The organism is Kitasatospora azatica KCTC 9699 (assembly GCF_000744785.1).
Classification (GTDB): Bacteria; Actinomycetota; Actinomycetes; order Streptomycetales; family Streptomycetaceae; genus Kitasatospora; species Kitasatospora azatica.
On sequence record NZ_JQMO01000002.1, the window covers coordinates 504,782 to 528,116 of the forward strand.

Below are 23,335 nucleotides of genomic sequence, written 5' to 3' on the forward strand. Positions count from 1 at the left end.
GGACCCACCGGGGATCAACCGGTGAAAGCCGCCGTGCCGTTGGGCGTGCCGAGCCCGGTCGGGCCGTCGTACCCGACGCGCCCGGTGCACAGGTAGGAACCACGGCAGCTGCCGTTGGCACCCGAGGTGACGTCGTTCAGGGCCGAGGGGTTGGCGTAGGCGTCGGCGGCCGGGACGGACGTGCTCGGCGTACCCGCCAGCGCGTAGACCGAGGCGATGATCGGCGCGGAGGCGCTGGTGCCGCCGTAGACGTTCCAGCCGGAGGCCTGGTAGCTGTCGTAGACCGCGACCCCGGTGGCCGGGTCGGCGACGGCGGAGACGTCGGCGACGGTGCGGCGGGAGCAGCCGCGGTCATGCTGCCAGCTGGGCTTGGCGGAGTACCGCGAGCAGCCCGAACCGCTGCCGTTGCCACCGGCGGTGGTGCCCCAGACCTTCTCCGACCAGCCGCGCGAGCTGGAGTCGGCGGTCAGCGAGGTGCCGCCGACCGCGGTGACGTAGGGCGAGGCCGCCGGGTACTCCACGCCGTAGCCGGAGTCGCCGGCCGAGACGGTGATCGCCACCCCGGGGTGGTTGAAGTAGCTGCTGTCGTACCCGGAGTCAGCGGAGGACTCGCCGCCGCCGTAGCTGTTGGAGACGAACTTGGCGCCCAGCGAGACCGCCTCGTTCACCGCGGCGCCGAGGTCGTCCATGCTGGACGAGGCGGCCTCGACCAGCAGGATGTTGCAGTTCGGGCAGGTGGCGCTGACCATGTCGAGGTCGAGCGAGATCTCACCGGCCCAACCACTGTCGGCCGTCGGGTAGTTGGTGCCGCCGGTCTGGTCGACCTTGCTGAAGCAGCCGTTCGCGCTGGTGCAGTCCGGCAGGCCGTACTGGCTGCGGTAGGTGGCCAGGTCAGACTCGGCGTTCGGGTCGTCCATGGCGTCGACGATCGCCACCGTCAGGCCGGAGCCGCTGGAGGCCGCGGCCGAGGCCAGGTTGTAGGCGCTCTGGATGTCCGCGGGACCGAGACCGGAGGGGGTCGCGGCGGCGGCCTGGGCGGAGAGGTGAGCGACCGCCTGGGACTTGGCCGGGGTGCCGCCGGTGACCCGCAGCGCATTGCACGCCATGTAGCCGGGGTGCGCCGGCATGGCGCAGGACCGGGCCGTGGTCACCTTGTCGTGGGGGGAGCTTGACGCGGCGTCAGCCGTGCCGGCCGCACCGAGCGCGCCGAACGCCAGGCCGGCGACGGCGGCAAGGGAGAGGACCGAGCGGCGGACGCCGGTCGTGAAGAGGGTACGCAAGTGCTGACTCCTAGAACGTGGGGGCGGCGCGAGCCGGAGGTGGGGGCCGGCTCGGGCCAGGTGAGGAGAGCGCGATGGTCCAGTCGGTGGGGTCCCCGACGGTGTCCATACAGCTGGGTCGCCCCGTCCCTGGGCTTCCCTGCGCACACCATCCCGCCCCCCGCTGACGCCGCGTCGACGCGGCGCTGACGCGCCCGGCACGCGAGCTCGGGCCGTCCTCCCACCGGGGGCGCTGGGAGGACGCCGCAGTCGATGGGGGGCGACCGCCGACGAGAAACTTTCACCCACCTCGTGGCGGATGCACACCGGCCCCGATGCGCCCACCAGGCCGATGTCAGCGCACCGCCGACGTCGGCGCCGTGCCGTTCGCGACAGAGGTTGACCGCCCGTGCGGGGTGATGGACGCTGCCGCCGTCGCCTTCAAGACATCCCACCACTGCTTGGAGGAGCAGACCTCAGCACGCCTGTGAACGCTCACAGAAGGCGAGCCCACACCAGCGCACCTCAGACTGCGCCCACTTCCTGTCCCCCACCGAGAAAGAAGCCCATGAGTCGCAAATCCCTATTCGCACCCGTGCTGGCCCTGATGGTGCTCATCGTGGCCGTGATCAGCATGGCGCCGGGCACCGGCTTCAGCGCGACCGCCGCTCCGGTCAGGGCCGCCGCGGGTACCACCGGCTGCGGCAACGCACCGACGCTGGCGAGCGGCACCCACACGATCACCAGCAGCGGCCAGAACCGCAGCTACATCCTGCGGGTCCCCGCCAACTACGACCAGACCCACCCCTACCGCTTGGTCTTCGGATTCCACTGGGTGGGCGGCACCGCCAACGACGTCGACTCCGGCGGCACCGACGGGTACAACTGGTCGTACTACGGGCTCCGGAAGCTGGCGGACGCCGACAACAACGGCACCATCTTCGTCGCGCCGCAGGGCATCAACAACGGCTGGGGCAACTCCAACGGCCAGGACATCACCTTCGTCGACGACATGACCAGGCAGCTCGAAGCCGGCCTGTGCGTCGACACGACCCAGCTCTTCTCCTCCGGTTTCAGCTACGGCGGCTCGATGACCTATGCGCTCGCCTGCGCCCGGCCGACGGTCTTCCGCGCGGTCGCGGTCTACTCCGGCGCGAACCTGAGCGGATGCAGCGGCGGTACCCAGCCGATCGCGTACATGGGTCTCCACGGCCTGCGGGACAACGTCCTTCCCATCTCCGGGGGACGGGCGCTGCGTGACCAGTTCGTCAGGAACAACGGCTGCACCCCGCAGAACCCGCCCGAGCCGGCGTCCGGCAGCCTGACGCACATCGTCACCGCCTACTCCGGCTGCAAGTCCGGGTACCCGGTCGTCTGGGCCGCGTTCGACGGAGCGGGCCACGACCCGGGCCCGATCGACGGGTGCACCTGCGACGGCTGGCACACCTGGACCTCCGGCGAGGTGTGGAAGTTCTTCAGCCAGTTCGGCTCCGGCACCACGCCGCCGCCCCCGCCCGGTGGCAACCAGCAGATCGTCGGCCAGGCGTCGGGCCGCTGCGTTGATGTCCCGAACAGCAGCCAGACCAACGGCACCCAGACCCAGCTGTGGGACTGCAACGGCCAGGCCAACCAGCACTGGACCACCACCACGAGCAAGCAGCTCACGGTCTACGGCAACAAGTGCCTGGACGCCTCGGGCAAGGGGACCAGCAACGGCACCGCCGTGGTGATCTGGGACTGCAACGGCGGCACCAACCAGCAGTGGAACGTCAACTCCAACGGCACCATCACCGGAGTGCAGTCGGGCCTGTGCCTGGACGCCACCGGCACCGGCACGGCGAACGGCACGAAGCTCCAGCTGTGGGCCTGCTCGGGCGCGGGCAACCAGCAGTGGAGTCTGCACAGCTGAACACGGCTTCGGGGCCGGTCCCAGCGTTGGCTGGGACCGGCCCCGAGGCATGTGCTCAAAGAACCCTCAGGAAAGGGTCCACTGCTGGTTGCTCTGGCCGTTGCAGGTCCACAGCTGGACCAGTGCGCCGTTGCTGGTGGCAGCGCCGCTCACGTCCAGGCAGAGTCCGGACTGGACACCGGTGATGGTGCCGTTGGAGTTGAAGGTCCACTGCTGGTTGGTCTGGCCGTTGCAGGTCCAGATCGCGACCTTGGTGCCGTTGGTGGTGCCCTTGCCGTAGGCGTCCAGGCAGAGCTGGCCGGTGCCGCTGTAGACCGCCAGCTCGCCGTTCGCGGTGCGGGTGAAGGTCTGGTTGCTCTGGCCGTTGCAGTCCCAGATCTGGGTCTGGGTGCCGAGGGTGGTCGACGCGTTCGGCACGTCCAGGCACTTGCCGGCGCCCACGGCGTGCAGCGCTCCGCTGGTGCCGCCGCTGCCGCTCGTCACGCCCGCCTGGGCGATCACCTGCTGCGCCCCGGACGGCCAGTTGGTGCCGCTGACCTGGACGTTCCCGGTGAGCACGTTGTTGTGCGGAGCGCCGGTGGCGACCTGGGTGGCGCCCCCGTTGTACCAGTTGCCGGAGAAGGTGCTGTCGTTGGTGTTGTTGCCGCCGCTCGCGTTGGTGAAGGCCCACACGCCCGAGTCCTGGACCACGTTGCTGCTGAGGGTCTCGTAGCGGGAGCCCTCGTCGAGGTAGAGGCCGACGGTGTTCTTGTTGTCGTAGACGTAGTTGTGGTCGATGCTCGTACCGGGGTTGGCCGACAGGGTGTAGATGCTGCCGCCGTCGTGGAACACCTTCTTGGTGCCGTGCACCTTGTTGTAGCTGATGACGGTGTTCTTCAGGGTCGTCGCCGTGGTGTAGACGGGCTGGTAGTTGTAGAGGCCGCGGTTCTGGTAGTCCTGGCTGCCGCCGGCGTCGTTGGCCCCCCAGCCCCATCCGACGTCGATGCCGTCGTAGGCGAGGTTCGAGACCTCGTTGTGGGTGATGACGGCGTGGGTGACATAGGTCGAGAGGATCCCGGCCATGTCCTTGTAGTCCTTGGCGACGTCACTGATCTGGTTGTTCTGGATGGTGATGTTCTGGTTGGTCATCGCGGCGTTGGACGGGTGGTGGGCGTCGGGCCGCACGCCGCCGACCACGATGCCCGCCCCGGAGTCGTCGGTGAACGTGTTGCCCGAGACCGTGATGCCGGACGCTCCCAGACCGACGCCCGAGGCGTGCGCGTTGGCGTCGTTTCCGATGCCGAGGCCCACCTGGCCCAGGTGGGAGAACGAGTTCCCGGAGAAGGTGATGGAACCGGCCGCCGAGACCTGCACGGCCGCCGGCACCTGGCTCCAGCTGTTGCGGGCAGCCTCGAACAGCTGGCATCCCGACTGGCAGGAGGTCATGAAGTCGGAGGGCTGGGTGAAGGTGCTCCCCAGGAACGTCCCGCTCTGCTGGTCCGCGTAGCCGACGTTGGTGCTGGGCTGCAGCCAGGTGGTGTGGCTGAAGCCGACGCCCTGGAAGGTGATGTCGTGGGCGGGGCTGCTGTAGCTGCTGCCGCCGATCTGCAGCAGGGACGTCAGCCGGGGCAGTTCGATGTCGTGCGCGCCGGCCTGCCAGCCCGCGGGGGCCTTGTAGTACAGCTGGCCCGCCTGCGGGTCCAGGTACCACTGCCCGGCGGTCTTCAGGAACGAGTAGGAGTTCTCCAGCTGCAGCGACCCGCCGGCGAAGGGCTTGAACAGGGTGTCGTAGCCCCAGTTGTTGTTGTTCCAGGCCGGCTGCTGCATGGTGATGGTGGTCCCGCTGATGGACTGCACCGGGGCGAAGCGGTCGGTGAAGGAGTTCTGGCTCTCCAGCTCGATCCGGTTCTGCTGCGGCAGCGAAGCCAGGTAGTTCAGCGCCGAGTTGACGATGGTCATCCCGCCGGAGGTGATGTTCACGTCGCCCCGCGAGATGGAGATCGCCGCCCGCGGCGCGAGCATCCCGTCGACGAACAGCTGCCGCGAGTCGGTGCCGGTGGGGACCGAGGCCGCGTAGATGTTGTTGGCGGAGTCCTTCAGGGACCAGCCGGTCACCTGCTGGCCGCCGGACAGCACCGGGTTCGCGCCCGGGGCGGCCTGCCAGACCACCTGGTGGCCGTTGCTGCCCGAGTCCGCGCTGCCGAGCGTGAGCGGCGCGGTCAGCCGGTAGGTGCCGCCCGCGAGTTGCACCACGATGTCCCCGGTCATGTTCCCGTTGACGGCTTCGACGGAGGTCTTCGCCTGGGTCAGGGAGCAGGGGGCCGAGGAGGAGCAGGCGGTTCCGCTGCCGCTCGGCGAAACGTACAGGGTGGTCATCGTCGCCGCGTGCGATACCGCGACGGGCGCGGCTACGACGCCGGCGGCGGCCAGGGCCGCGACGAGGGCCCCTCGGCTGCGGCTGAACGCCGAGAGTGTGCGTTGGGTGGGTTTCATGGGATCGCTCTCTCCTCGCATGGGGGTGGGCCAGGTGGAGGCGGCTGGAGCAGCCGTCATGGAGCCGTCCCCGGCCGGTGTCGGCCGGGGACGGTTTCGTGCGCGTGGGGGGGCAGGCGCTGATCGCGCCGTGGTCGGCCGGGCGGTCGCCAGGCGCCCGGCCGGGTGCGGGCTGGAACGCGGGTGGCGTCTCAGCTCAACTGCGGGCCCATTTCTGGTTGCTGGCACCGGTGCACTGCCACAACTGGATCAGGGTGCCGTTGGCGGTGCCGTAGGCGCTGACGTCCAGGCAGAGGCCGGACTGGACGCTGGTGACCGTACCGTCGGCGTTGACGTTCCACTGCTGGTTGGTCTGGCCGTTGCAGTCCCAGATGATCGCCTTGGTGCCGTTCGCGGTGCCCTTGGCCTCGGCGTCCAGGCACTTGCCGCCGAAGACCCGCAACTCCTTGGCGGCGGTCTGCGTCCACTGCTGGTTCGTGCCGCCGTGGCAGTCCCACAACTGCGTCTGGGTGCCGTTGGTCTGAGTGCTGTTCGGGACGTCCAGGCAGCGGTTGGCGCTGGTGCTGCGCAGCGGGGCGGCCGCGCCGCCGGTGCCGGAACTGCCGTAGCCGGCAGCGGTGATGCTCGCCTGCACCGAGTTCTCGGTGGCGTCCGAGGGGAAGCCCGCGGTGATGGCGCCCTCGAAGAACTCGCCCTGGCCGGAGACGCTGTTGTCGCCGCCGGTCCCGAGCAGCAGGGAGCTGTCGGTCTTCATCGGCGAGTAGCCGTTGGGCAGTGGACCGGAGTAGGGGGTGGTGAGCCCGCCGCTCGCGGCGTTCCCGTACTTCAGCGTGAAGTTGCTGGTCCCGTTGTTCTTCTCCATGGCGCTGACGAACGGGTAGTGGACGCCCTGGTTGTTGGGGTCCTTGTTGGAGCCGGTGTTGGTGTGGAACATCCCGTTCTCCAGGTCGGCCTCGACCCAGGGGCCGGTGCCGGTGCAGCCGCCGAACCAGCAGGCATTGCCCCAGTAGATGGCGTTCATGGTGGCGTTACCGGTGTCGGTGTGGCTGTTCTCGCCGCTGCCGTAGTCGAAGCAGCACCATTGGTTGGTGAAGTCGGACGAGGTCACCATGTAGATGCCCTCGGGCTGGGAACCGGTGGGAGCTCCGTTGGCGTGGTCGACGCGGTAGCCCACGCCCTGCGTGACCTTGACGCCGAAGACCAGGTGTCCGCCCGCCATGACGGGCAGGGCCGAGGCGTCGGCGCCGACGTCGGCGCCGTTCGGACCCGGTCCCTTCCAGTAGCCGCCCGAGGATACGGGCATGTCGTTGTGGTGACTGGTCTGGTCGTAGATCTTGGTGATGGTGCACGAGGTTCCGGCGCAGAAGGACGTCTGGGCCGACGCGTCGGCGTAGCCGCCGACGGAGAGCAGGCCCACGTCGTGGTAGGTGTGGTCGGATCCGCGCTGGATCTGGTAGAGCGGGCCGTTGTAACCGGCGAACAGTGCCCGGGTGGTTGCGTGCGCTGCTATGCAGGGCGCGCCGGCGGCCGCGTAGAGGTCGCAGGGCAGCGCCGCCGCCGCGGCAGGGCGGGCGGGGGCGGACTGGGTCCCCGTGGCGGGACCGTTCGCGGCGGCTCGGCCGCCGAGGGCAGCCATCGCCGTCGCGAGGACCAGCAGCAGCACAGCGGCCAGGCTGATCGGGCGTAAGCCGGTGGAGACGGAGGACGTGCGGTGGTGCATCGGAGCCTCCTCAATGGGTACGACACTTCTGGCAAAAATGGGTCAGTCTCATATGCACAGCGGTGGCGCTCGATTACTGCCCAGGCGTCTTTCGGGGGGATGCGCGACAGCGCGAGTTCACGCCCTCGCCGGTCGGCCACGCCGGGCCCTCGATCTCGGCAGGATCGAGCGGTCACACAGCCGACTCGGAGCTGGTCCTTGGGTCACAGGACAGCTCCGAGAAGAGCGATGCAGTAGCTCCCGCATTATTGTGAGCGCTCACAATAAAGGGAGATGGATCACCTGGGCGCGCCGCTTGTCGCGGGCCAACACCCCGGTGAGCCGAAATGAGACTGACACATATGTCGCCCGCAGCTCAAGAGGCGCGCACCATCAAGCCTTCTGCCAGGGCGCGGGGGGCGGGTGACGGCCCGTCGGGCAGCGGGGCATCCTCGCGCGAGAGCACTGTCTCGCCGAAGGGGACGTCCGCCGGGCCGCCGGCACAGGTGCGGCACTCGGCCGGGACGCCGGCCTCGCGCGGGCCCTCCACGCCTCCCCGCGCACCCGAGTCGGCGCCGAAGCGCCTGCGCCGTGATCCCTCGCGCCGGGCAGCCCGGCCGGCCCGGCCGGGCCGAGCGCCGCCGCACCTGCCGCAAGACCGCGGCCTCCAACCCGGAGCTTCAGGGCGACGTCCGGGAGATGCTCCCGTCGTCCACGGAACGACCTTCGTGGAACGACGAAATGCATTCTCGACACCGAACGATTCCCCGCCGGTGGGAAGCGGGGCACAATCACCTGGGCGGGGCCAAAATTACCGGACCAATTCCGGGTATAGCAATTTCGAGTACCGATACTATCCGCCGTCGGAACACCGGGCGTGTTCCGGCGCAGTTAACTGTTCTGGCACGCGGGAATCCCGGCTTCGACCGTCGTGCGCCCGCTGGTCGTATTCCACTTGGCGCGCTCGGATCTCGTCCGTATTGGCGACGGTCCAGGCGTGCAACTGACTGAACGGCTCCCGCAGGGATTCGCCGAGCGGAGTGAGGGAGTACTCGACCCCGACCGGCGAGGTCGGCAGCACGCGGCGCACGATCAGTCCGTTGCGCTCCAGGCGGCGCAGGGTCTGGGTCAAGACCCGCTGGGTCACGCCTTCGACGCGGCGCTTGATCTCGTTGAACCGCCTGGGCTCGTCGAGCACCGCTATGACTATCATCGACCACTTGTCGGTGATCTGGTCCAGGATCGGGCGGCTGAGGCCATCGGACCGATAGGCAAGGCGTTCCGTATTCATGGTCCCCCAACATTCACGGGGCACAGCAGCAGCCCTGCACGGGATACGGGCATCCCGGGTTGTGCGTGATGTGCGTGATGTGCTCATGATGTTTCTTGGCGGCAAGGGCTGTCAATCCCCCCGAGTAAAGACCTGCCATGAACACTCCGGCGGCGCCGAATGCGGTCCGTCCGCGCTGTGCGGATCCTCGGGTCCACCGGCAGTGGCCACTGCCGAATTCCGGGCGTCCCCACCGCGAGCACCCGGAAGTGCGAGGTCTCGAGCCCCTGCCGCCGGGTCATGCGACGGCCGGCAACCGGTCGGGCAGGGCGAAGAGCAGGTCGTACAGCGGCCGGCCGGTACCGTGCCAGATGGACAGCGCGTAGACACTGATCGGATAGTCGACCCAGCGCGGCGGCGCCCACACCGTGCCGCGCACGACCCTCCCCTGGTTGCTCGTGTCGAGACTCGACGGCACGTCACCGGCCTCGACGAGCATGTCCCAGCCCCGCCTCGGGACGGCGAACTCCGCCTCGACGAGCTCACCGCGCAGGCTGGCACGCATGATCGTCGTCGCCGCGAGGTCAACGGTCAGCGCGCTGTCGACCAGGACCCGGTCGACCTCGAACCCGGAGTCGGCCAGCCAGTTGCACAGGTGGTCGACCGCCGCGTTGAGCAGGTCGGCGGTGGCGCGTTCGGAGCGGACGGCGCGGCACAGCAGCGCCTGGTAGTGCACCTCTTCGGGTACGACGACCTGGTTGCCGATGACCGTCCGCAGCAGCGCCATGTCCAGGGTGGACGGGTCCCGGTAGACGGCGGCGACATCGCGGGCGACCGCCCGCATGAACGGGTCGGCGCAGTCGTCCAGCATGAACGTCCACAGTTGCTGGCACAGTTCGACCATCCGCACGCCCGTGGTCGAGTGCAGGACGCGCAGCGCGCAGCGCATGAGAATCTTCTGAAAAAGCGTCATGGAGACCCGGAACTCCATGCCGCGCACCCACTCCTCGGTGGTCATCGCGGAGTGCCCGACGACGACGTCGGCGACGAGTTCGGGGTTGGTGATGTCGGCGGGCATCCAGCGCGTCTTCAACGCGTGCTCGTCCTTGAAGGCCTCGCGCGAGTACTCGGTGTTGTTCAGCAGCAGCAAGGGATAGATCACCGGGGAGCCGCCTGCGCTCAGCACCTCCTCGATGCCGTTGAGGTACGAGGCGAACGTCTCGCCGGGCAGGCCCCAGATCAGGTCGGTGTAGGTGGGCACGTCGAGTTCGCGGAAGCGGGACAGCAGCCGGCGGTAGTGGTTGGTGCGGATGTTGGCCCGATTGGCGATCTTCAGAACGTCCGCGTCGAAGGACTGCGCGGACAGCGTGATCGCGCCGGTCAGGTCGGCGGCATGCAGCATGCTCGCGATCTCCACGATGCGATCGTTGCTGTTCTTCGCCCAGTTGGTGCTGATGATCAGCCGCTTGTCGTAGCGCCGGCAGAGCTCCACGATGCGCTCGGCGATCTCCCGGTCGCGGGCGAGGATGCCGAAGTTCGCGTCCGCGATGAACAGGGTCGCGTCCATGGGCATCAGCCGGATCAGCCGGTCCAGCTCGGCGAAGATCCGCTCCAGCTCGAACTGGCGGACCTTGGAGTTGGTCGCGCCGCCCCAGTAGCAGAAGGCGCACCCGTACGGGCAGCCCCGGTTGGTCTCGTAGACGATCATGGACGAGCCGGTGATCTCCTCGTCGGAGTACACCGGGGTGAGGATCGGCGAGACGACCTGCTCGAGGTCGGTGATGCGTGGCGCGTCCAAAGTGGTGACGACGGCGCCGTCGGACCAGTAGCTGATGCCCGCCACCTCGGCGAGGTCCCCGTCGGCCAGGAAGGTGTGCAGCAGGTCGCGGAAGCGCAGTTCACCCTCACCGTGCACCAGCACGTCCAGCCAGGGCGCTTCGGCGAACAGCGGCTCCTGCTGGTAGCTGACGTCGTTTCCGCCGACGACGACGCGGCAGTTCGGCCAGCGTTCCTTCACCTGGCGGGCCAGCTCCAGGGACTGGGCGCGGTTCCAGAAGAACACGGTCAGCGCGACGACGAACGGCTCGTCCCAGGTGTCGAGCAGCTCCTTCGTCGCCTGCTCCCCGCCGCTCTGCTCCCGCACGCTGATCCGGAAGTCGCAGGCCGCGTCGAGGGCGGGGTCGGCGATCGCGGTCGCCTTGAGGTATCCGAGGGTGACGCTGTACCGGACCCCCTGCATCGCGGTGAACTCGACGAGCTGGACGGTTTTCCGACTGTCGGACGTCGGCGTCGGCTGCTTGCCGGCGTTGGCGACGTAGCTCGTGTCGATGGTGGAGGTCATAGCTACACATCCGTATAAAGTCGGGCGAGACGGACATTCCGTACGCCGAAATGACCTGCTCGCGCGCCGCCCACGTGGACCGCACTCAACATTTCTGACGGGTTTCCGACGCTACCCGGACGTTTCCCGCACAGCCGCGCAACCGGGTTGCGATTGGCCGTTCTGGCGCACGGTGTTACCGTTCGGTTTCCCGCGACGTTCATCTCCGCGCAAGGCACCGGCTGCAAATCAGGCGGCAGCTGGAAACCGATGACAGCCAATGGATTCCAACGATTTCAATGCCGTCCAGGGGTGTCAATAACGCACTTCCGGCATCCTAGGTATCCTCGAGGATACCGGGGAGATTTGAGCTTTATTTGAGCTTCTTTAGAAACACTGGACGGATATTGACGACCCAGGCGGCCCGTATGTAGCGTCAGCGGCGAAACACCCGGTGGCACGCCGACCGCCCCGGACTGTTTGGGTGGCATACACCGGAGCTCCATCCGGCGTATATCAGGCTGCTAGAGGAGTGGTGGTATCGGTGCGCTTCGGTCTTTCTTTTCTTCCTGACTGCACACCGGAGACGAAATCTCCGGAGACGTATTTCAGCGACGCGCTGGAGCTGTCGGTGCAGGCCGAGACAGGCGGCCTGGATTCGGTCAAGATGACCGAGCACTATCTCCACCACTACGGCGGCTACTGCCCCAGCCCGCTGGGTTTCCTCTCCGCCGTGGCCGCCCGGACGAACTCGGTCAGGTTGATAACCGGATGCGTTCTTCCGGTCTTCCACCACCCGATCCAATTGGCCGCGGAAGCCGCTCAGGTGGACGCGATCAGCGGTGGCCGGCTCGACGTGGGATTCGCCCGGGCGTATCTGCCGGACGAGTTCGACGCGCTGGGCGTGGAGATGGACGAGAGCGTCGACCGGTACCGCGAGACCATTCGCGCGGTGCGGCGGATCTGGACCGAGGAGAAGGTCAGCGAGGAGACGCCGTTCTTCTCCTACCGCGACGTGACCGGACTGCCGCGGCCCACCCAGCAGCCGCATCCGCCGATGTGGGGCGCCGCGGTGCGCACGCCGGAGAGCTTCAGCTGGCTGGGGACGGAGGGACTGGGGCTGCTGATCACCCCGATGATCTCGCCGCACGAGTTCCGTGACCAGCTGACCCTCTACCGCGAGGCCTTCCAGACGGCGCACGGCGCCTCCGGACAGCAGCCCCGGGTCATGGCCAGCCTGCCGCTGGTGGTCGCGGAGACCGACGAGCGCGCGGAAGAGATCGCCGAGACCTACCTGCGCCGCTACCTGGACGTCTGGGCTGAGGCCGTGAGCCCGTGGGACCGGCGGGAGTCCAAGGCCTACCGCGGCTACTCCGGGTTCGGCTGGATGCTGCGCGGTCTGCAGCCCAGCAAGCTCTACACCGAAGGCGGCGCGATCGTCGGATCACCGGCCACGGTCATCGACCGCATCCGCGCCTTCAACGACCACATCGGCGGCGTCGACCAGATCCTGTGGCAGGTCGATTTCGGCGCGATGCCGCTCCCCGAAGCTCGGCAGACCCTGGAGCTCTTCTGCGACCAGGTTCTGCCGGAGGTGAAAGCACTCTGACCGTCGGTGCCGGCCCCGGTGTGGACCGCATCGACGTCACACGGAAAGGAGGTGAATGACATGGAGGGATTCGACAACCTGGTGCTGGACGACAGCGCCTTCGAGCTGGTCGACCTGGGCGAGGTCGTGCCCGCTTCGGTGACCGCCGGCTACGGCCTCACGGAGCTGTCCGCTTCGAAGGGCTCGAGCAGCTGCTGCTGCTGCTGCCCGTGCTGCTCCTGCACCTGATCCGGTGCCGGACCACCAGAAACCCTGCCCGACACGAGACTGACCGAGGAGGTGAATGACATGGAGGGATTCGACAACCTGGTGCTGGACGACAGCACCTTCGAGCTGGTCGACCTGGGCGAGGTCGTGCCCGCTTCGGTGACCGCCGGCTACGGCCTCACGGAGCTGTCCGCTTCTGGCGGCGCCAGCAGCTGCTGCTGCTGCTGCCCGTGCTGCTCCTGCACCTGATCCGGTGCTGATCTCTCGGCACATGTGCTCTAGCTGGTGCGTGTTCTTCAAAGGGACCGGGTGGCTCTCGGTCCTCCCTGCTGGCCAGTCATCAATGAACTCGTAAAGAAGTGGTGGTCATGGGAGTCGACGTGGAGCGGGTACGGCCACGACTGCGCGGGGACGTCTACGTCATGCGCGTTCCGGAGGGTGCGTACATCCGCAGCAATCTGGGCGGGTCGATACTCAAGGGCGCCTCGACCTATGAGTTCATCCAGCGGATCGCGCCGATGCTGGACGGCAACCGGACGCTCGGCGAACTGTGCGCCGCCGTGCCGGAGTCCAGCCGAACCGCGGTAGCGAAGCTGATCCTGCTGCTGCTCGGCAAGGGATACGTCAAGAACGTGCTGGACGACCGTCCGCACTCGCTGTCCGTTGAGCTGGCCACCGCCTACGCGGCCAACATCGCCTTCGTCGAGTACTTCACCGACTCGCCGGAACTGCGCTTCGAGACCTACCGCAACAGCTCCGTCGTGCTGGCCGGATCCGGCCCGCTGCTGCAGGCCCTGACCAACTCTCAGCTGCGCGCCGGTGTGCGCACCGTGTCGCTCGCGCCGTTCGCCGAGTCGCCGTTCGACCGCGACCGCGTCGCCGAGCACCTGGCCGCGTCCCGCGCGCAGGACCCGGAGCAGCAGGTCGGCTATCTGGACGCCGACACCGAGCGGCTCGACCTGGTGACCGCGGACGCCGCCATGGTGCTGCACGTCGCCGACCGCCCCATGATCGAACGTGCTCGGCTGCTGCCCGCGGCCGCAACCGCCGCGGGTGCCGCGTTCGCGCAGGCGGTCGTGACGGGTGACGAGGCGTGGATCGGCCCGGTGATCGGGAAAACTGACGACCCCACCGCCTGGGATTCCGCGTGGCGTCGATTGTGTGCGCTCACATCGGACCTGGTCGGCGCCGATCTGCGCGACCATCCGGAGGCGGCGCCGAGCGAGTTCCTGCGCGGCCCCACCGTCGCCCTGGTCGCCAACCAGTTGTGCTTCGCGGCGTTCCGCCACCTGACCGGTATCGACGAGGGCACCGGGCCCGACCACCTGGTCCGGTTCGACCTGGAGACGCTGGAGACCGCCAAGCACGCGTTCCTGCCGCACCCGCTCGCGCTGCCCGCCGTTCCCGACGACCCGGCACGGCTGGCCGCCCTGGCGGCCGCGGCGCCCGTCGACGACGATGAACTGGCCCGGCGCGCGGTGGACTTCGTCGACCCGCGGACCGGTGTGTTCGCCGAGGTCAGCGAGCGCGACTACGAGCAGCTGCCGCTGTTCGTCAGCGAGGTCGTGGTCTCGGACCCGGTCGGCCTGGCCGGCGGTCCGTTCCCGGTCCACGGCTGCGGCGAGACCGTGGTCGAGTCGCGTCAGCGGGCGGTCCGGCACGCGCTCGAGCGCTACGCGGCCGTCATGGTCGACTTCCGCAAGGGCGACCGCCTGCACGGCCTGGACGTGCTCACCGGTGAGCCGGTCGCGGTCGAGGCCGCCGCGGTCTTCCCCGCGCGGACCGCGGCGTCCGGGACCGACTGGTCCGACACCGTGCGCGCCGCGGTGGTGGCAGCGGCCCACGACAACCTCGCCGCGGCGCTGTCGAGCGCGACCGAACCGCTGCCGGGGCTGGACCTGGACGGTGCCGAGCTGACCGAGCGCGCTACCCGCTACCGGAAGCTGCTGGAGATCGTCGACCAGTCCTTCGTGGTCCACGACCTGTCCGAGCTGCTCGGGCTGCCCACCTTCGCCTTCACCACCCCGACCGGCACGGTCGCGTACGCGAGCGACCTGGAGGTCGCCGTGGCGCTGGAGCAGGGGCTGGAGCGGACGCTGCTCGCCTACCAGGCGCGGGCCACCGAGCAACCCGGCTACGCGCCGGCGATCGTGCCCGAGCTGCCGATGCACCTGCGCGGCACGGCCGGAGCGCGCCCCCGTTCGGTGACCCTGGCAGATGTGGTGGCCAGGTTGACGCAGGAGGGCGGCCGGGTGGTCGCGGTCCCGCTGGACCACGACGCCTCCCTCGCCCGGTTGAGCCCGTTCGTGGCGCGCGCCGTGGTCGTCCATGGCTGACCAGCCCCAGGTGCTCCGCGAACCGCACCAGGTGATCGTGGGACCCTGGGCGCCGGGCTGCTCGGAGTGCCTGCGCACGCGGCGCGCCGCGTCGGCATCCGCCGAACGCACCGCCGAGATGACCGCCGAGGCGCCGGCGCGGGAACTGCCGAGCTTCCTGGCCGACACCGTCGCCGGGCTGGCCTCGGCCAAGCCCGGGGCGCAGCGGTTCTGGATCGTCGACACGGCCACGCTCGCGCTGTCCCGGCACGGCTTTCTCACCGATCCGCACTGTCCGAGGTGTTCGGTGGTACCGGCCGACACCGAGCAGGACGCGAAACCGGTCCGGCAGGCGCGGCCCAAGCTGTCGCCCGAGTCGAGCCGCGTTCGCCTGCTGGACCGGGGCGCACTCGAGGCGACCTACGTCGACGAGCAGAGCGGCCTGATCGCTTCGGTCACCTCCTACACGCAGCACTCGTTCCCGTTCACCGGGGCCGTGATGGCCGTGCCCGGTGCCTCGATGGACCCGGCCGGGTACGGCCGCACCCGGGACTTCTCCTCCGCGTGGTCCATCGCGGTGGCCGAGTCGCTGGAACGGCTCGCCGCGTACGCGCCGAGCAAGCGGACCGGCATCAGGGCCGGCTACGCCGAGGTGGCCGAGGTCGCGGTCGACCCCCGCTCGCTCGGCCTGTATCCCGACGACCGGTTCCTGCTCCCGGACTTCCCGTACCGGCGGTTCACCGAGGACGCGGTGACCGACTGGGTGTGGGGCTACTCCTTCGGCCGCGGCCGGCCGGTGCTGGTGCCGGAGGGCTTCGTCTACTACCGGTTGCCGATGCCCGGCGGTGAGCGCAGGTTCGCCAGCGAGGTCTCCAGTGGCTTCGCGCTCGGCGGGTGCTACGAGGAGGCCGTGCTGCACGGCATCCTCGAAGTCGCCGAACGCGACGCGTTCCTGACGGCCTGGTACGGGCGCACGCCCCTGCCCGAGATCGACCTGGCCACGGTGCCCGATCGGCGGATCCCGCTGGTGGCCGAGCGGATCGAGCGGCTCGGATACCGGGTGCACGTCTTCGACACCACGCAGGACCACGGGATCGCGTCGTTCTGGACGCTCGCCGAGGACCTCAGCGGAACCGGACGGCCCAGGGCCGTCTCGACCGGCGGCAGCGGACTGCGGCCGGCCGAGGCGATCCTGGCGGCGCTGCACGAACTGAGCCAGACCGTCGAGTACGTGGGCGTCCTCGCGCTCGATCCGCAGTGGATCGAGCGGGCCCGGCACCTGGCCGACCATCCGGACGATGTCGTGTCGATGGCCGACCACCTGCTCTGCGCGGCCAACCCGGCCAGTTTCGACCGGTACTCCTTCCTGCTCGACAACCCGGTGACATCGAGCTGGGAGCAGGGACTCGAGCGCTGGTACTGGCCGCGCCACACCGATATCGGCGCGGATCTAGACGAGGCCGTCCGGCGTTTCGCCGCGGCCGGCATGGATGTCGTCGCCGTCGACACCACCTCCATGGAACAGACAGCGGGAGGCTTCAGATGCGTCAAGGTGCTGGCACCGGGTTCGGTGCCGATGACCTTCGGACACGCGGCCCGGCGGGTGACGGGGCTGCCCAGGCTGTCCGAGGTGCGCAATCCGCACCCGCATCCCTTCCCGTGAGCGGCCAGGAGGCCGGCGTGGGCCGGGAGTTCCTGCGGGTCAGTCTGGAGGACCTCGCCGAGGCGATGGAGACCCGGCAGTCCGAGTACGCCAACCCGGACGAGCCGCTGAAGTTCAAGATCTACCGGGACCGGCCCCGCCGCCCGCTGACCACCAGGGTGCCCGGGGAGCTGACCGCGGTCGAGGCGCTGGACGAGTCGGCGCTGTCGACGTTGCTGCGCTACGGCTACGGCATCTCCCGGCAGGAGTTCGACACCAACGGGACCTGGCCCTTCCACCGGATGGTCGCCTCGGCGCGCTGCCTGTTCGCCGTACAGCTGTACGTCTGCCTGCCCGACGGCGTCTACCACTACGACGCCCCGCACCACTCGCTGGTGCTGCTGCGCGACGGGGACCACCGGCCGCTGCTGGCCAGGGCGACCGGGACGGCGGGTGAGCTGCCGGAGGCCGTGTTCGTGCTCTCCGGGCTGTTCTCCAAGGCCGCGTACATCTACCGCGACTACGCCTACCGGCTGTGCACCCAGGAGGCCGGTCTGCTCACCGGGAACCTCGACCTGGTCGCGCGGTCCATGGGCCTGCGGGCCCATGTGCACCACCAGTTCCTCGACGAGCCGGTCAACAAGCTGCTCGGACTCGACCGCGACGAGGAGCCGGCGCTCGTGGTCCTGCCGCTCCATCTCGCCGACACCGGAATTCGCCGCGCCACGGTCACCGAGAAGGCGGCGGCCCTGGCCGCGACCATCGACCCGATCGAGCCGCACGTGGTCCGCAGCGGACTGCGGGTCGCGCAGGCCTGCCCGAGGTTGACGGCGGTCAACCGCGCGTCCTTCCGCACCGACACCGCGAGCTTCGCGACGGCCGAACCGGTCGCGGCCGCCGTGCTCGGCACCGAACCGCTGGCCCTGCCCGAGGCCGAGGTCCCGGAGGTGGATCTGGCGCAGGTGCTGCGGTCACGTGATTCCGGTCCCGGGATCTTCCGGCCCCTGGCGTCGCAGGTCGACGGAGTCGAACTGTGGACGCGGCTGGCCCGGCTCCGCACCGGGGTCAGCAGCGACGCCGTCCCGGCCGGTGCGCCGGTGCCGGTGGAGATCTTCCTGACCGTCGGTGATCTGACGGGCATTCCGGCGGGCTGCTACCGGCTCGACCAGGACACCGGCGCACTGCAGCCGGTCGACCGGGCGGATCCCGCCATGGACGCCGTGACCGCGATCGAACGCGTCACCATCCCCGGACCGATCTTCAAGGACATGAACGCCGTCGTGCATCTCGTCGTCGACCGCGAGTGGGCGTTCGACACCTTCGGCGACCGCGGCTACCGGGTGATCAACCAGGAGGCCGGGCTGCTCGCGCACCGCGTGTGCGTCGCGGCCGCGGCGCAGGGCGTCGCCGGCCGGGTCGTCAACGCGTACCACGCCGAGGGAGTGCGCGCGGCGCTCGGACTCACCGAGCAGCGCCACACCCCGGTCTTCCAGATCCTGCTGGCCAGGACCGGACCGGGCGGTCGCATGATCGTGCCCGTCGAGCCAGAAGCGGTGGAGTGATGGACAGGCTGCAGGAAACCGGCCCCGACCCGGAGCGGTACGTGCTCGGCCCGGCCGCCGTGGTGCGCCTGGCCGGCAGCCCGGTCGCCGCGCTGGACGGACTGCGGTGCGCGCGCAGCTGGCGCACCGCCACCGAGCTGGTGCCGCTGCGGGCCGAGATCACCGCCGCGGCCGACGAGTTGTCGGACCTGCTGCACGCGGCGATCGGCGCCACCGGCGACGGCGAGCTGAAGGCCAGGCTGGTCGCGGTGCGCAGGGCCGTGCACCGCGGTCGCCATGTCGATCCGGCGCGGTTGGTCGACGTCCCCGCCGAGCTGGTCGCCCCGGTCCGGGAATGGACGGCGCGGCTCACCGAACGCGACCGCCTGCTGGCGGCGCTGCCGGAGCAGCTCGAACAGGACTGGGCCGCGAGCTACGAGTCCCTGCTCGCCGGGGCCCGGCTGCCCGCGTTCCAACTCGGTCTCGTGCACGCCAACCCGGACATGTTCCTGGCCCTGCGGAAGTGGTTCGACACCGGACGCGCACCGCAGCGCCAGACCGTGCTGCGCCTGGCGCAGTACCTGGCCCGTTCGGCGGCGAAGACCAGCCCGTACTCCACGTTCACCAGCAGCGGCCTGGCCGCCTGGGGCGAGGCCCTGGACATCGTCGAGCCGGCCGCGCGACCGGCCGCCGGGCAGCTCGCCGCGGCGACCGCGACCGAGGTCAGCGTCGGTTCGCTGCACCGGATCGCGCGCGCCGTCTGCGAACGCCCGGAGCTCGTCGGCGGCTGCCGACTGCGGATCAACCCCAGCGCCACGGCCGTCGACGGCGCGCTGCTGTTCCTGGGCCGCCGACCGGTCGAGTACGTGCACACCCTCGCGCTCACCCCGCTGCTGCGCCGGGTGCTGGAACTGACCACGCCCGAGAGCACCTTGGACGAGCTGCGCGGCAAGCTGCTGGCCCTGGCGGCCGACGGGCACCAGGTCGACGTGTTCCTGCGCCGGCTGGTGACGCTGGGCCTGCTGGAGCTGGTCCCGCCGCTGGCCGACCAGTCCCCGGACCCGGTCGCCGACCTGCGCGCCTGGCTGCACCAGTGCGGGCAGCCCGGCCTGGAACGGCTGGACCGGACCCTGCAGGGGGTGGCCGAGGCGCTGTCGAGCTACCCGACGATCACCGAACCCGGCGACCGGGTCGCCATCCGCGAGGCCGTGGTCCGCGGACTGGACGCGGCACTGCGCGAGGTGGGCGACCACTCCCACGCCAACAACCCGAAGATGGCCCAGGAGTTCGGCCGGTACAGCTTCTACGAGAACGCGGTGCACCCCGGGGCGACGGCGGTGCTGGACCGGGCGGGCTGGCGACCGCTGCTGGACGACCTCGACGCGGTGCGCACCCTGCTCGGCCTGATCGGGCCCGATCTGCCGTTCAAGCTCACGCTCGGCTCGCTGTTCCGCAGCCAGTACCCGGCCGGCGCGCAGATTCCGCTGCTGGTGTTCTACCGGAACGTGCTGGCCGAGCAGTCCGCCGGCGCCGCGTCGAGCCAGGCCGGGCCCGGGTCACGCCTGGCGCACAGCCGGTTCGCCGGTGCGGACAGCCCGGTCGAGGCCGTGCGCGAGCTGTACCGCCTGCGCACCGCCAGCAAGCGACTGCTGGGTGAGCGCACGCCCGACCGGGACGGCGTGGTCCGCGTCGACGCCGAGGAAGTGCGCCTGCTGGCCAAGGAATGGCCGAACTGGGTGCGCACCCCGACCTCGCTCGCGGTCTACTGCCAGCTCGCCGACGCCGCACACGGTCCGGAGCTGGTGGTCAACAGCATCGGGTGCGGCTTCGGCCGCGGCCGCAACCGGATCCGGCAGATCCTGGACGTGCTCGACCTGCACGCCGACGTCCCGGACGAGCCGGGGCTGGCCGCGCACCGCGACGACGTGCTCTTCGCCGAGTTCGAGGCCGTGGCCCGCTCCGCCGTCAACGTCAGGAAGCCGGGTGTCCGGCTGGTCGTCGACTACCCCGGTGTGCGCAGCATGCGCGAGCAGGACGACCTGCTGCCGGTCAACGACCTGTACGTGCAGTGCGGCGACGACGGGCTGCTGGAACTGGTGTCGCGGCGCCTCGGCAAGCGGATCTGCCCGGTGCACCCGGGTCTCGGCGCCGACCGGCTGCTGCCGCCCACCGCGCGTTTCATGATCGAGGCGTTCGGCGAGTCCAACACCTGGTTCGGTGCGCACACCGAGCTCAGGATGACCTCGGACCCGCGCGCGGACAACGGCGTGCGGCACCTGCCCCGGCTGATGGTGGGCAACGTGGTGCTGCGCCGAGCCATGTGGATGACCCGCGCGGACCGGCTGCCCCGGCGGGCCGACGCCGCGACCGGCGCGGCCTGGGTCCTGAAGATGGCCGGCTGGCTGGCCGAACACGGGATCCCCGAGCGGTGCTTCGTGACCGTTCTCGACCCGGCCTCGCTGGGCCAGGGCGAGAACGGCCAGGGGCCGAGCAACGACACCAAACCGAACTACGTGGATTTCACGAGCATGCTGCTGCTGCTCGGTTTGGAACGCCGGCTCACCGAGCCGAACGCGATCGTGCAGATCAGCGAGATGCTGCCGGATCCCGGCCACGTCCGCGGTGAGCACGTGGCGGAGTACATCGTGGAACTGAACGAGCCCGGAGTCACATATGTCTGAGCAGTCTGAGCACAGCTGGGTCAGCGCCCACCTCTTCTACCACGGCGACCAGGACGCCGTGATCACCGGTGTGGTCAGGCCCGCCGTCGAACGGCTGGGCGGAGCCGGACTGGTCGACGGCTTCTTCTTCCTGCGCTACTGGGAGGGCGGCCCGCACGTCCGGCTGCGGGTGCGCACCCGACCGGAGCACGTCCAGGAGGTCCGTTCGGTCATCGAGGAGACGGCCGCGGAATTCTTCCGCACCTCGCCGTCGCAGTCCGCGCTGACCGAACAGGGCTACGCCGAGTCCGCGCCCGCGCTCGCCGAGCAGGAGCGCATGGCCGACTACGACACAGTGCTGCATCCGGACAACTCGGTCGCGTTCATCGACTACGTGCCCGAGACCGAGGTGTTCGGCACCGGCCGCGCGCTGGCGGCCGTCGAGAAGCAGTTCATGGCGTCCAGCGTGCTGGCGGTCGAACTGATCGCCCGCGGTCGCACCCCGGGGCAGCGCGCCATGGACGCCTTCGCCATGCTGGCCGCCAACCGTACGGTCTTCACCGGCATCCTGCCCGAACTCGCCTACCAGGCACGGTTCATGGTCGAGAGCGGCGGCTCCATGGCGGAGCTGCTGGGATCGGCGGACTTCGAGCGGCACTTCGACGCCAACAAGGCGCAGCTGCGCACCAGCCTGGAGGCGGTGTGGGCGGCGACCAGGGGTGTGGCGCTGCCGAACGCGTCCGTGGCGAGCAGCTGGCTGGAGACCGTGCGCGACGCCAACGACACCCTGGTCGAACTGGAGCTGCTGGGCCAGTTGGACGCCTACCCCGACTTCGAGGCTCCTGCCGACGTGCTGCAGCACATCAACCACCTGGTCCCGCAGCTGATCGTGGAACGGTGCACGCACCTGATGTGCAACCGGCTCGGCATCAGCCTGGCCCAGGAGTCCCACCTGCGGCTGCTGCTGACCAGGACCGCCTTCGACCTGTGCGCGGTGTGACCCCATGAGCAACGAGGCGACCCGCTACCAGGACACAGTGCACACGCCGTCCGAGGTGGCGAACCCGCAGGCGTACCCGCCCCGGGTGGTCAAGAGCTACCCGGGCGCACCGCGGCACCCGCTGCCCTGGCCGCCGGAGGAGTCCGCGCACCGGCTCGGCAGGCAGCTCGCCGAGCTCGGCGGCATCACCCGCTCCCAGTGGCTGACCCCGCTGGACATGCTGCCGTTCACCGACAGCTTCGAGGCCATCCCGGACGACGATCCGCTGCAGTGGCTGGTGACCCGGCGTCCGACGCCGTCGGGCGGCGCCCGGTACAGCTCCGAGTGGTACGTGGTCGCCGGGCCCGACTCGGAGGTGCCCGCCGGCGTCTACTACTACGACCCCGCCCGGCACGACCTGGTGCGCCTGCGTTCGGGTGACTACCGGAGCTGGGTATCGTCCCGGCCGGCCACCACGGTCCTCGTGCAGACCAACGTGTTCTGGCGGCTGGCCGCCAAGTACGGCGAGATGTACTACCGCCTCGCCTGCCTGGAGGCCGGCATCCAGGTGACCCAGGCGCTCGTGGTCGCGGCCGACGAGGACGCCACCGCCCGGCTGTGCTTCCCCGACGCCGACGTCACCGAGGTGCTGGGGCTCGACCCGAGGACGGAGGGGGTGCACGCGGTCGTCGAGCTCGTCGCACCGGTGCCCGCCGCGTTCGAGGGCCCCTCGCTGTCCGCCTTCCCGCGCGCCTTCGCCGCCCACGCGGCCGTGCTCACGCAGAGCCGACCCGCGCCGGAACCGCTGCCGTCCGCGCCCCCCGGGGAGGCCGAGCGGATCAGCCTGCCGCAGGCGGCGGTGGATCTGCGGGCCGGCACCCGGACCCGGCACGCGGCCATGCGCGGCTTCAAGGGCGAGACCATGTCGATCGGCGCGCTGGCCACCGTCCTGACCGCCTACGGTCAGCAGGCGCGCTGGGACCTGCCGGCGAACCTGGTCGAGTTCTACTGCGTCATCGCCGACGTGGCCGGGGTCCCGGACGGTGCGTACCGCTACCTTCCCGACGAGCACCAGCTGGAGCTGGTCGGCGAGGGCGACCCGCGCCAGCGACTGCGCGAGGCCGCGCTGGCCGCGCTGACCCAGCAGGGCGCCCGCACGGCGAACGTGTGGCTGCTGCCGGTGGGCGACGCCGAGGCGGCCGAGGAGCGGTTCGGTCCTCGCTGGTACCGCGTGCAGCAGGCGGCCGCCGGTGCCGCCCTGCACCGGGCCTGCCTCGCCGCCGCGGCCATCGACGTGGCGAGCCGGATCCAGAACGACGTGCTCACGCACCTGCTGGACAGCTGGTTCGGCCTGGAGGGGCGCAAGCGGAGCCTGCTGGTGGCGCAGCTGGGCACCGAGCACCCCGCCGGGCTGCGGCCCGAGTTCCGGCTGACCTGGTGAAGGAGAACGGCT

At 70.0% G+C, this 23,335-nt stretch carries 15 protein-coding genes; 10 read left to right on the forward strand and 5 right to left on the reverse strand.

Annotated elements, in window-relative coordinates; genetic code table 11:
* Positions 1 to 14 precede the first annotated feature (14 nt).
* Positions 15 to 1,280 (reverse strand): S53 family peptidase, encoded by a 1,266-nt coding sequence (locus BR98_RS02760; protein ID WP_035839668.1) that lies wholly within the window; start codon positions 1,278 to 1,280, stop codon positions 15 to 17.
* Between the two features lie 613 nt (positions 1,281 to 1,893).
* Here BR98_RS02760 and BR98_RS02765 point away from each other — a divergent pair.
* Positions 1,894 to 3,168 carry a ricin-type beta-trefoil lectin domain protein gene (locus tag BR98_RS02765; RefSeq protein WP_198042164.1) on the forward strand — a complete coding sequence of 425 codons (1,275 nt, stop codon included), beginning with the start codon at positions 1,894 to 1,896 and terminating at the stop codon, positions 3,166 to 3,168.
* Positions 3,169 to 3,234: 66 nt separating this feature from the next.
* Here BR98_RS02765 and BR98_RS02770 read toward each other — a convergent pair whose 3' ends face one another.
* The 4 genes from BR98_RS02770 to BR98_RS35955 form a co-directional block, all read right to left on the reverse strand.
* The gene (locus BR98_RS02770) at positions 3,235 to 5,640 is read right to left on the reverse strand and encodes a ricin-type beta-trefoil lectin domain protein (protein ID WP_035839674.1); all 2,406 of its coding nucleotides are present in this window, start codon (positions 5,638 to 5,640) and stop codon (positions 3,235 to 3,237) included.
* A 196-nt stretch (positions 5,641 to 5,836) separates the two neighbouring features.
* The gene (locus tag BR98_RS02775; protein WP_051969231.1) at positions 5,837 to 7,360 is read right to left on the reverse strand and encodes an arabinofuranosidase catalytic domain-containing protein; all 1,524 of its coding nucleotides are present in this window, start codon (positions 7,358 to 7,360) and stop codon (positions 5,837 to 5,839) included.
* 832 nt (positions 7,361 to 8,192) lie between these two features.
* Complete coding sequence (locus BR98_RS02780; RefSeq protein WP_083975906.1) at positions 8,193 to 8,630, reverse strand: winged helix-turn-helix transcriptional regulator; 438 nt, start codon at positions 8,628 to 8,630, stop codon at positions 8,193 to 8,195.
* Positions 8,631 to 8,907: 277 nt separating this feature from the next.
* Positions 8,908 to 10,950 (reverse strand): radical SAM protein, encoded by a 2,043-nt coding sequence (locus tag BR98_RS35955; protein WP_051969232.1) that lies wholly within the window; start codon positions 10,948 to 10,950, stop codon positions 8,908 to 8,910.
* A 463-nt stretch (positions 10,951 to 11,413) separates the two neighbouring features.
* Here BR98_RS35955 and BR98_RS02790 point away from each other — a divergent pair, with 463 nt between their 5' ends.
* The 9 genes from BR98_RS02790 (at position 11,414) to BR98_RS02820 (ending at position 23,323) form a co-directional block, all read left to right on the forward strand.
* Entirely contained in the window at positions 11,414 to 12,538 is a 1,125-nt protein-coding gene (locus tag BR98_RS02790) for an LLM class flavin-dependent oxidoreductase (protein WP_198042110.1), read from the forward strand.
* A 60-nt stretch (positions 12,539 to 12,598) separates the two neighbouring features.
* Positions 12,599 to 12,766, forward strand: coding sequence for a thiomuracin/GE37468 family thiazolyl RiPP peptide (locus tag BR98_RS38925; RefSeq protein ID WP_157537335.1), 168 nt, complete (start codon positions 12,599 to 12,601; stop codon positions 12,764 to 12,766).
* 60 nt (positions 12,767 to 12,826) lie between these two features.
* Positions 12,827 to 12,994, forward strand: coding sequence for a thiomuracin/GE37468 family thiazolyl RiPP peptide (locus BR98_RS38930; RefSeq protein WP_157537337.1), 168 nt, complete (start codon positions 12,827 to 12,829; stop codon positions 12,992 to 12,994).
* A gap of 119 nt (positions 12,995 to 13,113) precedes the next feature.
* Complete coding sequence (locus BR98_RS02795) at positions 13,114 to 15,081, forward strand: hypothetical protein (protein ID WP_157537340.1); 1,968 nt, start codon at positions 13,114 to 13,116, stop codon at positions 15,079 to 15,081.
* On the forward strand, positions 15,074 to 16,723 hold the full coding sequence (locus BR98_RS02800; RefSeq protein ID WP_051969234.1) for a TOMM precursor leader peptide-binding protein: 1,650 nt from the start codon (positions 15,074 to 15,076) through the stop codon (positions 16,721 to 16,723). The genes BR98_RS02795 and BR98_RS02800 overlap by 8 nt, the downstream gene beginning before the upstream one ends.
* Positions 16,720 to 18,264: a SagB family peptide dehydrogenase gene (locus BR98_RS02805; RefSeq protein WP_035839683.1), complete on the forward strand. Its 1,545-nt coding sequence runs from the start codon at positions 16,720 to 16,722 to the stop codon at positions 18,262 to 18,264. The genes BR98_RS02800 and BR98_RS02805 overlap by 4 nt, the downstream gene beginning before the upstream one ends.
* Positions 18,264 to 20,924: a lantibiotic dehydratase gene (locus tag BR98_RS02810; protein ID WP_035839684.1), complete on the forward strand. Its 2,661-nt coding sequence runs from the start codon at positions 18,264 to 18,266 to the stop codon at positions 20,922 to 20,924. The genes BR98_RS02805 and BR98_RS02810 overlap by 1 nt, the downstream gene beginning before the upstream one ends.
* Entirely contained in the window at positions 20,917 to 21,903 is a 987-nt protein-coding gene (locus BR98_RS02815) for a thiopeptide-type bacteriocin biosynthesis protein (RefSeq protein WP_035839686.1), read from the forward strand. The genes BR98_RS02810 and BR98_RS02815 overlap by 8 nt, the downstream gene beginning before the upstream one ends.
* Before the next feature lie 4 nt (positions 21,904 to 21,907).
* Positions 21,908 to 23,323 carry a nitroreductase family protein gene (locus BR98_RS02820; RefSeq protein ID WP_035839689.1) on the forward strand — a complete coding sequence of 472 codons (1,416 nt, stop codon included), beginning with the start codon at positions 21,908 to 21,910 and terminating at the stop codon, positions 23,321 to 23,323.
* Positions 23,324 to 23,335: the final 12 nt, after the last annotated feature.